Origin of the sequence: Variovorax sp. ZS18.2.2 (assembly GCF_024701975.1) — a bacterium.
GTDB lineage: Bacteria > Pseudomonadota > Gammaproteobacteria > Burkholderiales > Burkholderiaceae_C > Variovorax.
In genome coordinates this window covers 2,056,242-2,069,895 of sequence record NZ_JANLNM010000001.1, presented here as the reverse complement: position 1 = coordinate 2,069,895, position 13,654 = coordinate 2,056,242, and the positions used below count along the sequence as shown (strand labels likewise).

Annotated in this window: 12 protein-coding genes; 5 read left to right on the top strand and 7 right to left on the bottom strand. The window is 67.5% G+C overall.

Annotated elements, in window-relative coordinates; genetic code table 11:
- Nucleotides 1–23: 23 nt before the first annotated feature.
- The gene (gene rnhA / locus NU688_RS09700; RefSeq protein WP_042576760.1) at nucleotides 24–473 is read left to right on the top strand and encodes a ribonuclease HI; all 450 of its coding nucleotides are present in this window, start codon (nucleotides 24–26) and stop codon (nucleotides 471–473) included.
- A gap of 10 nt (nucleotides 474–483) precedes the next feature.
- On the opposite strand, the gene NU688_RS09695 is transcribed toward rnhA, so the two are convergent.
- Nucleotides 484–1,557, bottom strand: a complete 1,074-nt coding sequence (locus NU688_RS09695; protein WP_257860326.1) for an NADH:flavin oxidoreductase/NADH oxidase — start codon at nucleotides 1,555–1,557, stop codon at nucleotides 484–486.
- A gap of 71 nt (nucleotides 1,558–1,628) precedes the next feature.
- Between NU688_RS09695 and NU688_RS09690 the strand changes: the two genes are divergently transcribed.
- Nucleotides 1,629–2,585: a helix-turn-helix domain-containing protein gene (locus tag NU688_RS09690; RefSeq protein ID WP_257860325.1), complete on the top strand. Its 957-nt coding sequence runs from the start codon at nucleotides 1,629–1,631 to the stop codon at nucleotides 2,583–2,585.
- Nucleotides 2,586–2,598: 13 nt separating this feature from the next.
- Here NU688_RS09690 and glp read toward each other — a convergent pair whose 3' ends face one another.
- From glp to NU688_RS09665, 5 genes are all read right to left on the bottom strand, one after another.
- A complete protein-coding gene (glp, locus tag NU688_RS09685) occupies nucleotides 2,599–3,915 on the bottom strand; it encodes a gephyrin-like molybdotransferase Glp (protein WP_257860324.1) in 1,317 nt (438 codons plus the stop codon).
- Nucleotides 3,912–4,568, bottom strand: a complete 657-nt coding sequence (gene mobA, locus NU688_RS09680) for a molybdenum cofactor guanylyltransferase MobA (RefSeq protein ID WP_257860323.1) — start codon at nucleotides 4,566–4,568, stop codon at nucleotides 3,912–3,914. Before mobA ends, glp begins: the two co-directional genes overlap by 4 nt.
- Nucleotides 4,565–5,722 (bottom strand): GTP 3',8-cyclase MoaA, encoded by a 1,158-nt coding sequence (gene moaA, locus NU688_RS09675; RefSeq protein ID WP_257860322.1) that lies wholly within the window; start codon nucleotides 5,720–5,722, stop codon nucleotides 4,565–4,567. The genes mobA and moaA overlap by 4 nt, the downstream gene beginning before the upstream one ends.
- Before the next feature lie 57 nt (nucleotides 5,723–5,779).
- Nucleotides 5,780–7,069 carry a serine hydrolase gene (locus NU688_RS09670; protein WP_257860321.1) on the bottom strand — a complete coding sequence of 430 codons (1,290 nt, stop codon included), beginning with the start codon at nucleotides 7,067–7,069 and terminating at the stop codon, nucleotides 5,780–5,782.
- Between the two features lie 86 nt (nucleotides 7,070–7,155).
- Nucleotides 7,156–7,857: a hypothetical protein gene (locus tag NU688_RS09665; protein WP_257860320.1), complete on the bottom strand. Its 702-nt coding sequence runs from the start codon at nucleotides 7,855–7,857 to the stop codon at nucleotides 7,156–7,158.
- 193 nt (nucleotides 7,858–8,050) lie between these two features.
- Here NU688_RS09665 and NU688_RS09660 point away from each other — a divergent pair, with 193 nt between their 5' ends.
- Both NU688_RS09660 and NU688_RS09655 read left to right on the top strand, forming a co-directional pair.
- Nucleotides 8,051–8,695, top strand: coding sequence for a superoxide dismutase (locus tag NU688_RS09660; RefSeq protein ID WP_257860319.1), 645 nt, complete (start codon nucleotides 8,051–8,053; stop codon nucleotides 8,693–8,695).
- Between the two features lie 11 nt (nucleotides 8,696–8,706).
- Nucleotides 8,707–9,636: a ZIP family metal transporter gene (locus NU688_RS09655; protein WP_257860318.1), complete on the top strand. Its 930-nt coding sequence runs from the start codon at nucleotides 8,707–8,709 to the stop codon at nucleotides 9,634–9,636.
- A gap of 123 nt (nucleotides 9,637–9,759) precedes the next feature.
- Here the strand turns inward: NU688_RS09655 and NU688_RS09650 are convergent, their stop codons facing one another.
- Nucleotides 9,760–11,193 (bottom strand): aldehyde dehydrogenase family protein, encoded by a 1,434-nt coding sequence (locus NU688_RS09650; RefSeq protein WP_257860317.1) that lies wholly within the window; start codon nucleotides 11,191–11,193, stop codon nucleotides 9,760–9,762.
- A gap of 310 nt (nucleotides 11,194–11,503) precedes the next feature.
- On the opposite strand from NU688_RS09650, the gene NU688_RS09645 reads away from it, so the two are divergent.
- Nucleotides 11,504–13,015: a DUF4214 domain-containing protein gene (locus NU688_RS09645; protein WP_257860316.1), complete on the top strand. Its 1,512-nt coding sequence runs from the start codon at nucleotides 11,504–11,506 to the stop codon at nucleotides 13,013–13,015.
- The last annotated feature ends 639 nt before the right edge of the window (nucleotides 13,016–13,654 follow it).

Sequence of the window (13,654 nt, the reverse complement as noted above, 5' to 3'; positions counted from 1 at the left end):
CAGAGAAACAAGGAAAAGAGAGCTTGAACGAAGTCGTGATCTACACCGATGGTGCATGCAAGGGCAACCCCGGACCCGGGGGCTGGGGCGCGTGGCTCAAGTCGGGCGCCACCGAAAAGGAACTGTTCGGCGGCGAACTCAACACCACCAACAACCGCATGGAGCTGACCGCCGTCATCGAGGGCCTGGCCGCGCTCAAGCGGCCCTGCAAGGTGCTGCTCTACCTCGACAGCCAGTACGTGCGCATGGGCATCACCGAGTGGATCCGCGGCTGGAAGGCCAAGGGCTGGATGACCGCCAGCAAGCAGCCGGTGAAGAACGTCGAGCTCTGGCAACGGCTGGACAAGCTGGTGGCCGAAGGCGGCCACACGATCGAATGGCGCTGGGTCAAGGGCCACTCGGGCGACCCGGGGAACGAGCGGGCCGACATGCTGGCGAACAAGGGCGTGGACAAGGCGCTGGGGCGGATCTGAAGCCGGCGTACTAGCCTGCAATGGCGCTGCGGTAAGGGGGCGGCGGTGTCGTGCGCTGGTTCAATGTCCGCTGCGCATCCATCGGCCAGTAGGGGTTGCGCAGCAGCTCGCGTCCCAGGAACACCAGGTCCGCATCGCCTCGCGCAAGAATCTCTTCCGCCTGCCGGGCCTGGGTGATCAGGCCGACTGCGCCCGTGCGTATGCCCGCAGCGCGCCGGACGCGACCGGCCAGCGGTACCTGGTAGTTCGGACCGACCGGAATCTGCGCGTCCGGCCGCAACCCGCCGGACGAGACGTCGATCAGATCGACGCCGTGCTGCTCGAGGCGAACGCACAGGCGCTCCGCGTCGTCCACCTCCCAGCCACCCGGAATCCAGTCCGTCGCCGAGATGCGAACGAAGAGCGGCATCTCCGACGGAATGACTTCGCGCACCGCCGGCACGAGCTCGATGAGCAGGCGGCTCCTGCCGTCCGGCGAACCGCCGTATGCGTCGCAGCGCTTGTTCGACAGTGGCGACAGGAACTGATGCAGCAGGTAGCCATGCGCGGCGTGGAGTTCCACGATCTCGAAGCCCGCCGCCACGGCGCGACGGGCCGCGTTCGCAAAATCGCACAGCAGAGCGGCGATGTCCGCGACGCTCGCCATGCGCGGGGCCGGCGATGACGGGCCGAATGGCATCTCGCTGGCGGACAGCAGCTCCCATCCGCCGTCGCCGGGCGGCAGCGGTGCACCGCCTTCCCAGGACGCCCGGCAACTGCCCTTGCGTCCGGCGTGGGCCAGCTGAATCCCGGGGACGGCCCCCTGCCGCTTGATGAAGTGCGCTATCCGCGCCAGCGGCTCGATCTGGGCGTCGTTCCACAGGCCCAGGCAGCCGGGCGTGATCCGCCCCTCGGGCGACACCGCCGTCGCCTCGACCATGATCAGGCCGGCCCCGCCCACCGCGCGGCTGCCCAGGTGAACGAGGTGCCAGTCGTCGGCCATCCCGTCGCTGGCGCTGTACTGGCACATGGGGGACATCACGATGCGGTTGCGCAGCGTGACGCCGCGGATCGCGAGCGGTGTGAACAGCGTGGCGTTGGTCATGCGGCGATGCTACGGTCGAGCCGTCGTGTCGGCGGTTGTCGGATTCGCCAACATGCGGTAAAAATCCGCCAATGTCGAAATCCCCGCCGCTCGTTGCCGCCGTGGTCTACGAGGGCATGAACCTCTTCGAGCTCGGTGTCGTGGCCGAGGTGTTCGGCGGCGAGCGCCCCGACTTCGAGCAACCGCTTTTCAGGCTGAAGTTCGCGCAGGCCGAGCCGGGGCCGCTTCGCGCGGTGGGCGGACTTCAGCTGCAGACCCACGGTGGACTCGCCGTGCTGAGAGGCGCCGACATCGTCGTGATTCCCGGCTGGCGGGATCCGCGGTCCGAGGTCCCCCGGCTGCTGAAGAACGCGCTGGTCGCGGCGCACGCACGCGGGGCCCGGCTGGTCTCCGTCTGCGCGGGAAGCTTCGTGCTCGCCGCCACCGGCTTGCTGGACGGCCGGCGCGCCACGACGCACTGGCGCTATGCCGACCTGTTCCGCGAGCGCTTTCCGCGGGTTCTGTTCGACCCCAACGTGCTCTATGTGGATGGGGATGCGTTGATGACCTCTGCAGGCAGTGCCGCGGGGATCGACGCCTGCCTGCAGGTCGTTCGCCAGCACTACGGCGCCGACGTTGCCAACACCGTGGCGCGTGCGATGGTGACCAGTCCGCATCGCAACGGCGGCCAGGCGCAGTACATCGCCCAGCCATTTCCGGCGCGCGCCGGCCGCTCCCTGGCGCCGCTGCTCGAATGGGCGCGGCAGCACCTCGCCGAGCCGATCACCGTGACGACGCTGGCCGAGCGCGGCGCCATGAGCGACAGGACGCTGCTTCGGCGGTTCGTCGCCGAAGTGGGCATCGCGCCCAAGGCCTGGCTGCAGAACGAACGGATCATGGCCGCGCAGCGGCTTCTGGAGTCGACCGCTTCGTCGCACCAGAGCGTGGCGCAGGCGGTGGGTTTTGCGACGCTGGCTGCGTTTCGCAAGTCGTTCACGCAATCGACGGGCCTCTCCGCGGCGGCCTACCGCGAGCGATTCAGGGCGTAGGCCAGCGCGGCGCCTAGATCACGCCCTCGAACATCATCACGTCGACCTCTTCGCCGGCGGCGATATGGCCCTGATCGTGATGCAGCACCACCAGCCCGTTGGCTTCGACCATCGAACTCAGCACGCCCGAGCCCTGGTTGCCCGCAACGCAGACCTCGGGCAATGACCCCGGCACGGCCTTCACGAACCCACGCTGGTATTCGGTGCGACCGGGCTTCTTGCGGATCGGCCCGGCGCTGCGTGCGCGCAGCAGCGGCGGAGGGGTCGAGGCCGCATCGTGGCAACCCATCATGCGCAGCAGCGCGGGCCGCACGAAGGCGAGGAAGGTGACCATCACAGCCACCGGATTGCCGGGCAGGCCGAACAGCACAGCCGGGCCGGCGTGCTCCCCGCCGTCGCGTGGAATCAGGCCCACGGCCAGTGGCCGGCCGGGTCGCATCGCAACATGCCAGAAGGCCATCTCGCCGACCTGTTGCATCACGTCGCGCGTGTGGTCTGCCGCGCCGACGCTGACGCCGCCGCTGGTGACGATGGCGTCGGCTTCGCGCGCCGCGCGATGCAGTGTCGCGGCCAGCGTGGCGGGGTCGTCGTGCACGAGGCCCAGGTCGATCACCTCGCAGCCCAGGCGCGTGAGCAGGCCGAACACGGTGTAGCGGTTGCTGTCGTACACCGCGCCTTCGCGTGGCGGCTCGCCGATGCAGAGGATTTCGTCGCCGGTTGAGAAGTACGCGACGCGCAGCCTCCGAAGGGCCGGCACGCCGGGCAGGCCAAGGCTTGCGACCATGCCGAGCGCGGCTGGCGAAAGCCGCTCGCCGCGCCGTAGGGCCGGGTGGCCTTTCATCAGGTCTTCGCCCGCGAAGCGGCGGTTGTCGCCGCGGCGCAGCACGCGGTCGGGGAAGCTCACGACGTCGCCCTCGACCTGGCAGAACTCCTGCGGGATCACGGTGTCCAGGCCGGCCGGCATCATCGCGCCGGTCATGATGCGCACCGCATCGCCCGGGGCCAGCGCGCCACGCCAGGCCGCGCCGGCGAGCGCAGTGCCCACCACGCGCAGCTTGATGGAGTGGTCGGCGGGGGCGTCGGTCGGGAGGATCGCGCCATCGAACGCGTAGCCGTCCATCGCCGAGTTGTCGTGCGGCGGCACGCTCACCGGCGAGATGATGTCCTCGGCCAGCACGCGGCCCAGCGCCTCGCGCAGCGAAACGCTCTCGCGCTGCGTGACGACCAGGGGCGCGACCAATCGCGTCAGGAAAGCCTGGACGGCATCGACGCTCAGCGCGTCGGTGTCATGGCCCGGGAGGGCGGCGGCGATGTCGGCGAGGCTGCTCATCGGTTTTCGAGTGCTTGCAATTCGGCGAGCGTGTTGGCGTTGAAGAAGGCGTCGGGTGCATCGCCGGGCCGGTCGAAGGGGACGAGCACGGTGCGGTGCTGCGCGGTCCACGCCTGCACCTTGCGGCCGCCGGTTTCGGTAAAGCGCGCGAGGCTTTCGCGCAGGTGGGTGCGCAGCAGGCAGAACACCGGCTGGGGGCGCAGCGCGGGTCCGCCGTCGCCTTCGGAATCTGGCGCGCTCACCATGGCGATCTCCGCGTCGTCGGCGGCGAGTGCTTCGGCCAGGCGCGCCGCGAGGTCGAGCGGGAAAAGCGGCGTGTCGCAAGGCACGGTGAGCAGGAGGGGCGTGGCGCAATGCGCCAGCCCCGTGAGGAAGCCCGCGAGCGGCCCCGGATAGTCCGCCAGGCTGTCGGCCAGAACCGGAACGCCGAAGGCTTCGTAGGCCGCGATATTCCGGTTGGCATTGATCACCACCCGGCCGACCTGCGCGCCCAGCCGGCGCACCGCGTGCAGGGCGAGCGGCTCGCCGTTGAAGTTCTGCAGGCCCTTGTCGACGCCGCCCATGCGGGAACCGCGTCCACCGGCCAGCAGCAGGCCGGTGATGTCGGTAGGCGCGATGGCGGGGTGCGCGGGCATGGCGGCAGCCCGCGTCATCCGCCGATGTAGCTCATCTCGACGCGGCGCGGCGCCTTGTCGTTGGCATCGCCGCGCTCGGCGGCGTGGTCGGGCCCGCGCAGGGCGCGCAGCTCGGAGTAGCGGTCGGCCCGGCCCTGCCAGATGTGGCCGATGGCAGAGGAAATGTCGTCGTCGCTGGCGGCGCCGCGCAGCAGCGGGCGCAGGTCGTGGCCGGCGCTCGCGAAGAGGCAGAGGTACAGCTTGCCTTCGGTCGACAGGCGCGCGCGGCTGCAGTCGTGGCAGAAGGCCTGGGTCACGCTGCTGATCACGCCGATCTCGCCGCCGCCGTCCGCATACGCCCAGCGCTGGGCGGTTTCGCCGGGGGTGGTGGCCTGGAGCGGCACCAGCGGAAATTCTTCGGCGATGCGTGCGATGACGTCGGCCGAGGGCAGCACCTCGTCCATGCGCCAGCCGTTGGTGGCGCCCACGTCCATGTATTCGATGAAGCGAAGCACCACGCTGGCGCCATGGTTCTCGCGGAAGTAGCGCGCCATCGGCAGGATCTCCTGCTCGTTGGTGCCGCGCTTGACCACCATGTTGACCTTGATGGGCCCGAGGCCCGCGGCCTGCGCCGCGTCGATGCCGGCCAGCACGTCGGCCACCGGGAAGTCGACGTCGTTCATGTGGCGGAAGACCGCGTCGTCCAGGCTGTCGAGGCTCACCGTCACGCGCTGCAGGCCGGCGGCCTTGAGCGCGGCCGCCTTGCGCGCCAGGAGGGAGCCGTTGGTCGTGAGGGTGAGGGCCAGCGGCTGGCCGTCGGGCGTGCGGATTTCGGCGAGCTGCTCGATCAGCCCCTCGATGTTCTTGCGCAGCAGCGGCTCGCCGCCGGTGAGCCGGATCTTGCGCACGCCGTGCGCGGCGAAGAGGCGTGCCAGGCGCGTCATTTCCTCGAAGCTCAGCAGCGCGCTGTGCGGCAGGTACTTGTAGTCCTTGTCGAACACGTCCTTGGGCATGCAGTAGCTGCAGCGGAAGTTGCAGCGGTCGGTCACGCTGATGCGCAGGTCGGTCAGCGGACGGCCCAGGCGGTCGAGCAGCAGGCCCGTGGCGGGCACGGCGACGTCCGGCACGCCCACGGCGGGTGGCGTGCGGCCGATCCGGGAGATCGGAATGACGGTGCTGCTGCTGTTCTTCATGGCTTCGAGGGGAGGGCCCGATTTTGCGCCAGGCCTCAAGGACCCGGTGAATGCAGGCTACTTGATCACGGCCGCATAAATCATGTCCCGGGTCAATGTTCTGTAATGTGTCCGGTATTTCGGCGACTGCAGCATCAGCACGACGAACATTTCGTTCTTCGGGTCCACCCACATGTAGGTGCCGCCCGCGCCGCCCCAGTTGTATTCGCCGCCGGCCGAGGGGTAGGGCGCCTCGCCGTCGTTGCGGCGCACCGCAAAGCCCAGCCCGAAACCATAGCCCGGCCCCGGCAGGTAGAGCGGACCGGCCACGATGCCGGCGCCCGCGTTGGAGTGGTCGGCGGTCATCAGCGCGATGGTGCGCGGGCCCAGGTAGCGCTTGCCGTCGAGCGAACCGCCGTTCAGCAGCATCTGCAGGAAGCGCGCGTAGTCGCCCGCCGTCGACACCAACCCGCCGCCGCCCGACTCGAACTTGCCAGCGATGCGCGGATCGTTGAGGTCGGCGCCCACGCCGATGTTTCGATCGTTTGGCAGCGGCTCGGCAATGCGTGGCTGGCGGGCCGGTTCGGGCACGTAGTAAGTGGTGTCCTTCATGCCCAGGGGGTCGAACAGGCGCGCCTTCTCGAACTGGTAGAGCGACTGGCCCGACACCACCTCGATCACGCGCCCGAGGACGTCGGTCGACTGGCCGTAGTCCCAGGTCGTGCCGGGCTGGTAGGCCAGCGGCAGTTTGGCGAGCCGTTTCGAGAACTCCGCGTTGTCCAGGTCATAGGCTCTGAGGCCCAGGCCGGCTTCGTTGTAGGCCTGCTTGACCAGGCCCGGCCCGAAGAAGCCGTAGGTCAGGCCCGAGGTGTGGCGCATCAGGTCCTGCACGGTGATCGGCTTGCGCGCGGGCACGGTCTCGAGCACCGGCTTGCCGTCGGCGCCGGGCTTCTCGACGCCGACGGTCATGCTGGCGTATTCGGGCAGGTAGGTCGAGATCGGGTCGTCGAGCTTCAGGCGGCCGTCTTCCACCAGCATCATCGCGGCCACCGAGGTGATGGGCTTGCTCATCGAGTAAATACGGAAGATGCCGTCGCGCTGCATCGGCGTGCCTGTGGTCGGATCGAGTTTGCCGACCGGCTCGAACCATGCCACCTTGCCTTGCCGGGCCACCAGCAGCACCGCGCCCGGGATCTTGCCGCTGGCCACGTCGGCCTTGAGCACGTCGGTGAGCATCTGCAGGCGCTCGGTCGAAAGGCCGACGCGCTCCGGCGTGGCGGTCGGCAGCGATTGCGCCGCGGCCAGCAAGGGGGCGGCCAAGCTCAGGCCGAGCACGGCCGCGCGCAGGGTGCGCTGGAAGAACTTCATGGTGTTGTCTCCGTCCTGTCGTTGATGGAAAGTCGGCATGACGGTCTTGGTGCCGTCTGGGGATCTGGGGAGTCGGGGTCTGGGTGTCAGCCCCGGCAGAGCTTCAGGTTCGTGCGGGTCGCGCGGACCACGGGCAGGATGTCCTCGGCGTCGGCGGGCGGGTAGTTGTCCCTCACGCCCTGGTCGGTTCGGGCAGCGTCTTCGGCCAGCGGCTCCAGCGTCTTGAGGCAGGCCGCGCGGTCGCCGAGCCTGAACTGCGTGATCGCCAGGTCGTTGCGGACGCGGCCCGTGGTGATCCAGTCGAGTGTCTTGCTGCACCCGTCGAGCACGGGGGCGAGGGTGGCCTGGGCGGCGGCGAAATCCTTGGCGTCGTACTGACGCTTGAAGGTCTTGCGCGTTGCAGCCACGGCCTTGTCGGTGCAGGCGGGGCTGGGCTTGAGGTACGTGCCCTCGAAGGACGCCCGCGCGCCGCAGCTCTGGCGGCAGTCTTCCGCGCCGTTGGAGCCGACCTCGACTGCGCCGCCCTTGAGGGTGAAATTCACCACGCAGCCGGTGTCGTCGATCTTGGACTTGCCGCGGACGATGGTGCCGTCGAGCGAGCAGACGTGGGCATTGGAGCCGACGGTGGTGATGTCGAAGTGCCCGTTGGGCTTGACGCGCAGCGAGCCGGCACCGCCTTCGTAGATGTAGTCGCCGGCCGGTGGGGTGGCGATCTGCGCGCCGGCAATGCCCGCGCCGAGCAGCAGGAGGAAGGTCGGCACGAGGGGCAGGATGCGGTGCAATCTCATCGGTGCGAAGCCTTTCATGAAGACGCGAGGCAGTGTATCGGGCTCGTCGCGGAACGTGACCGATTTGGCTTGTTTGCGTCATCGCAAGGTGTGATGTCTTGACATAGACAATGAGAATTACTATCATCTTGACGCCTGAGTACGCAGCACGTCGATAACGCAAAGGGCTCTTTCAACCAAGGAGCTTCCGACCGTGCCGTACACCCTGCCAGCCTTGCCCTATGCCTTCGATGCGCTCGAACCGCACATCGATGCGCAGACGATGGAAATCCACCACGGCAAGCACCACCAGACCTACGTGAACAACCTCAATGCGGCCGTCAAGGACACGCCGCACGAAGGCACGCCGGTCGAGCAACTGATCGTCGACATCGAGCAACTGCCCGAAGCGCTGCGCGCGCCGGTGCGCAACAACGGCGGCGGCCATGCCAACCACAGCCTGTTCTGGACCGTGATGGCGCCCGCCGGCCAGGGCGGCGGCGGAACGCCCACGGGTGATCTGGCCAAGGCCATCGATACTGACCTGGGCGGCTTCGACGCCTTCAAGGAAGCCTTCACCAAGGCCGCGCTCACGCGCTTCGGCAGCGGCTGGGCGTGGCTCGGGGTCGCCAAGGGCGGCAAGCTCGCGGTGGAAAGCAGCGGCAACCAGGACAGCCCGCTGATGCGTGGCATCGGCTCGGGCAACACGCCGATCCTCGGCCTGGACGTGTGGGAGCACGCCTACTACCTGAAGTACCAGAACCGCCGCCCCGAATACATCGCGGCGTTCTACAACGTGGTGAACTGGGCCGAGGTGGCCCGGCGCCACGCCGCCGCCCTTGTGGCGATCGGCGGCTGAGGACATCGCCCATGAACGACGAGTCGCAACATCCGCAGGCCACTGTCGCGACGGCGCAGTCGCGGCCGACGCCCTCGACGCGCGAATGGATCGGGCTGGCGATCGTCACAGCCGGCGCGGTGGCGCTGGTGTCGCAGTTCTGGCAGTTCGTGCGGGCCGACCCGGTGGTCTGGAACGCCTTGCTTGGCGGCTCGGTGGCCGCGCTGGCGACGGCGCTGGGCACGCTGCCCGTGGTGTTCTCGCAGAAGCTGCCCGAGCGGCTGCAGGACACGCTGTTCGGTTTCGGCGCCGGTGTGATGCTGGCGGCCTGCGCCTTCTCGCTGATCATTCCCGGCCTCGACGCGGCGAAGAACATCGGTGCCTTCGGCGGCAGCAGTTGGGCGGCGGGCGGTGTGATCGGCGCGGCCATCCTGCTGGGCGGCCTCGTGCTCATGGTGATGGACCGCGTGCTGCCGCACGAGCACTTCATCAAGGGGCGCGAAGGGCAGTCGGCAAAGCAGCTGCGGCGGACGTGGCTCTTCGTGTTCGCGATCGCGCTGCACAACGTGCCCGAGGGGCTGGCCATCGGCGTGGGCTACGCGGGCAACAACGGTCTGCGCGCGGACGCGCTGGCTACCGGCATTGCGATCCAGGACGTGCCGGAGGGGCTGGTGGTCGCGGTGGCCCTGCTGGCGGCCGGCTACAAGCGCTGGTTCGCGGTGGTGATCGGCATGGCTTCGGGGCTGGTCGAGCCGCTGGGCGCAGTGCTGGGCGCCGCGGTGGTCGGTCACTCTGCGCTGTTACTGCCGTGGGGACTCGGTTTCGCGGCGGGCGCGATGCTGTTCGTCATCAGCCACGAGATCATTCCGGAGTCGCACCGCAAGGGGCACGAAGCCTTTGCGACCAGCGGGCTGATGATCGGCTTCGTGCTGATGATGCTGCTGGACACGGCGTTGGGGTAAGACTTTCCCCGTCCCCTTCGCGGGACACCGCGGAATCGGCTTTGCCGGGCCGCTGGTGTCGTTCCCGGGCGAGGGGGTGGCGAAGCGACACGAAGTGCGCGCCGCCTGGGGGCGGGCCTGTTGCTAGCCGTGCTTGACGGCGACGGTCTTCAGCGTCGTGAAGCCGTACAGCGCCTCGAAGCCCTTTTCGCGGCCGTAGCCCGAGGACTTCACGCCGCCGAAAGGCAGTTCGACGCCGCCGCCCGCGCCATAGTTGTTGATGAACACCTGCCCGCTGCGCACGCGCCGGGCCATGCGGAACTGGCGCGAACCGTCGGCGGTCCACACGCCGGCGACGAGGCCGAACTGCGTGGCGTTGGCGAGTGCCACCGCCTCGTCTTCGTCGGCGAACTGCATCGCCGCGAGCACCGGGCCGAACACTTCTTCTTGCGCAAGGCGATGGCCAACCGGCACATCGCGCAGCAGCGTGGGCGCCTGGTAGAAGCCGGTTTCGGGCGCCTCCTCTACGACGATGCCCTGCGCCACCATCGGGATGCCTGCGTGCTGGGCGTCGCTCAGAAAATCCCACACGCGCTGCTGCTGCGTCTGGCGGATCAGCGGGCCGACGTCCAGGTCCATCGCCGCGGGACCGACGCGCAGGGCTTCGAACGCGTGGCCGAGGCGTTCGAGCAGCGGCTCGTAGATGCTGCGCTGGATCAGCACGCGCGAGCCGGCCGAGCAGGTCTGGCCGGCGTTCTGCACGATGGCGTTGATGACCACCGGAATGGCCGCATCGAGGTCGGCGTCGGCAAAGATGATCTGCGGGCTCTTGCCGCCCAGTTCGAGCGTGACTGGGCAATGCCGCTCGGCGGCCACCTGCTGGATCAGCGTGCCGATCTTCGGGCTGCCGGTGAAGCTGATGTGGTCGATGCCTTCGTGCCGCGCGAGCGCGTCGCCCACTTCATGGCCGTAGCCCGTCACGATGTTGAGCGCGCCGGCCGGAAAGCCGACCTCTGCCGCGAGCTGCGCCACGCGGATCAGCGAGAGGCACGCGTCCTCGGCCGGCTTCACCACGCACACGTTGCCCGCCGCCAGCGCACCGCCCACGCTGCGCCCGAAGATCTGCATCGGGTAGTTCCACGGAATGATGTGTCCCGTGACGCCGTGTGGTTCCCGCCAGGTGAAGACGCTGTAGCCGTCCTGGTAGGGGATGGTCTCGCCGTGCAGCTTGTCGCAGGCGCCGGCATAGAACTCGAAGTAGCGCACCAGCGCCACCGCGTCGGCGCGCGCCTGCTTCACGGGCTTGCCGCAGTCGCGCTGCTCGATCAGCGCGAGCTCGTCGACATGCTCGGCGATCTTCAGCGAGAGCTTGTAGAGCAGGCGGCTGCGGTCGGCGGCGCTGACTTTGTGCCACACGCCCTCGAAGCAGTCGCGCGCGGCGCGCACGGCGGAGTCGATGTCGGCGGCATTGCTGCGCTGGATGTCGTCGAAGGGCTGGCCGTCGGAAGGATCGATGACGGGAAGGGTGCGGCCGGAGGAGGAGGGGACGTCGGCGTTGGCGATGTAGTTGAGCTGCATGGGGCGGGATTTTGCGCGAATGCGAAAAGGCCGCGGCTTGGTCGTTTCGTATCCCGAGCGGCGACCAGGAAACATCGCCTAGCAAATATACCTAGTACTTAAGAACTACTGGTCTGGTGTGCTTTGTGAAAAGCAGACGGTCCGTGGAAAAAGCACATGAGTGTGAGCGTCTTCACGCAGGAAACAAGGGATACAAGCGGATACGATACCGGGAGAGTCAGGCCGAAAACCGTGACTTGGATGGGCTGTATCGGCAGTGAGGGACGATGCAGATGTGGAGAAGTCTTACTTAAAAACGAAGGAACGTACTGTGATCATCAACGGCACTCCCCAGAGAGACGAACTGGCTGGAACTTCCGATTCCGACATCATTCACGGCGGCGCCGGTGACGATGCCATCGACGGCGGCGCCGGGAACGACGTCATCTTCAGCGACGAAGGAAACGACGACATCTGGGGCGGTCAGGGCAACGACTTCATCACCGGCAACAACACCGGTTTGGTCATGGTCCATTACAACGACGGTCCCGCTGGGGTCACCGTCGACCTCCGGTCGGGCACTGCGACGGATGGCTGGGGCAATCGCGACACGCTGTCGCAGATCTATGCCGTCGCAGGCTCGGACTTCAACGACACGTTGAGCGCGCTGGGCGCAACGAGTTCTGTCTTTCTTTCTGGCGGCGCAGGCGACGACAAGGTCACCGGCGGCTGGGGCAACGATGGTTTGGTCGGCGGTGCAGGCAACGACGTCATCGACGGTGGTGACGGCATCTTCGGCACTTCGAACACGGCCTATGGCGCCGTCTATCGCCTGTATCAGGCGACCCTGGGCCGGGAACCGGACGTCGGCGGCGTCAAAGCCTGGGCCGGCGCTCTCAATGGCGGTACGGCGATCAATTCGGTCGCGGCAGGTTTCGTGGGTTCCGCGGAATTCCAGTCGGTCTACGGTGCCCTCAACAACTCCCAGTTCGTGACCTTGCTGTACCGGAACGTGTTGGGCCGCACGCCCGACAGCGGCGGCCTGGCAGCCTGGGTGCAGGCATTGAACGCCGGCACCTCGCGTGCGGATGTGGTCGTCGGCTTCTCGGAGTCCAGCGAATTCAGAAGCACCACGTCGACCGACGTCGATGCCTTCATGACGTCGAAGTTCAGCGCGGAGCATCAGGGCGCTGTCTACCGTCTCTACAAGGCCACCCTGGGCCGCGAGCCCGACGGTGGCGGCCTGATCAGTTGGGCCAATACCCTGGACAACGCCACTCAGACAATTCAATCGGTTGCACAGGGTTTCGTGGGATCCGCGGAGTTCCAGAGCACCTATGGAACGCTGAACAACAGCCAGTTCGTGTCGCTGCTCTACCGCAATGTGCTGGGACGCAATCCCGACCAAGGTGGGTTGGCCGCATGGGTCAATGCACTGAACAACGGAACGAGTCGCGCCAGCGTGGTGGTTGGTTTCTCCGATTCCGCTGAATTCCGTTCGACGACTGCGCCCGCGCAGGCCACCTACATGGCATCGACCTTCGGCAGCTGGTCCGATGTGTTGAACGGCGGCGCAGGAAACAACACGTTGATCGGCGGTCGTGGCGCGGACCTGTTCGTTTTCAGCGCGGGCACCGAAGCCAGCAACAACCAGGTCTACGGGCTCGAGGGCGTTGACCAGTTGAGGTTCTCCGGCTTCGGCTACGGTGGCACGACCGATGTCCTGAACCATATGACGCAGAACGGGCAGAACGTGGTGTTCACCGATGGCAACCAGAGCATCACGTTCCACCATGCAACCCTCGCACAGCTTTCGCAGGCCAATATTCAATTGACTGCGTGACGTAGAAAACGCGTCGCTGGTGCACTGCCTGGGCTGCAGAGCGACGCGGCGCCTTGATTGAGAAAAGAGCTTGGACTGCTTTGGACCAAAAGGCCATGGAAGAGGGGGGCGCGAGCCAGTCGCAGCAGGCATTGAATAGTCCTGGCGGCCTCGGCACGTCGCCTCAGCCAGGAGGCGCCTCTTTTCCGGCGCTTCAAGGCCTCTCGGCCTTGCAGCCCATCGTTGCATTCTTTTCCCTGGAGATGAGCGTCCAGGCACTCGGTCAGGCAATGGGCTGGCGCCCTGAAACTCCCATCGGCGTGCAGGAGTTGCAGCATGCGGCCCAGCATCTGGGGCTCGTGTCGAAGCCTCAGCAGGTTCGCGAACTCCCGTCGCGCAAATGGCCGTTCCTCAAGCAACGCGGGGGTGCACGGTCATTGCCCATCCCCTGTGTGATCGTCGCTGCCGATGGCAGCGTGGTCACGGTGGTTGCCCGACGTGAGCCGCGCGGTTCTTCCGCAGGGCCACGCCACGGCGCTGCGAGCGAATCGGGTGCCGTCGATCCGAAGCAGCCTTCGGAGGAGTTACTCCTCTGGATACCCAAGACTTCGAAATTCACGTGGGTTTCGATGGCGGACTTGGTCCAAAGCCACGGGGAAA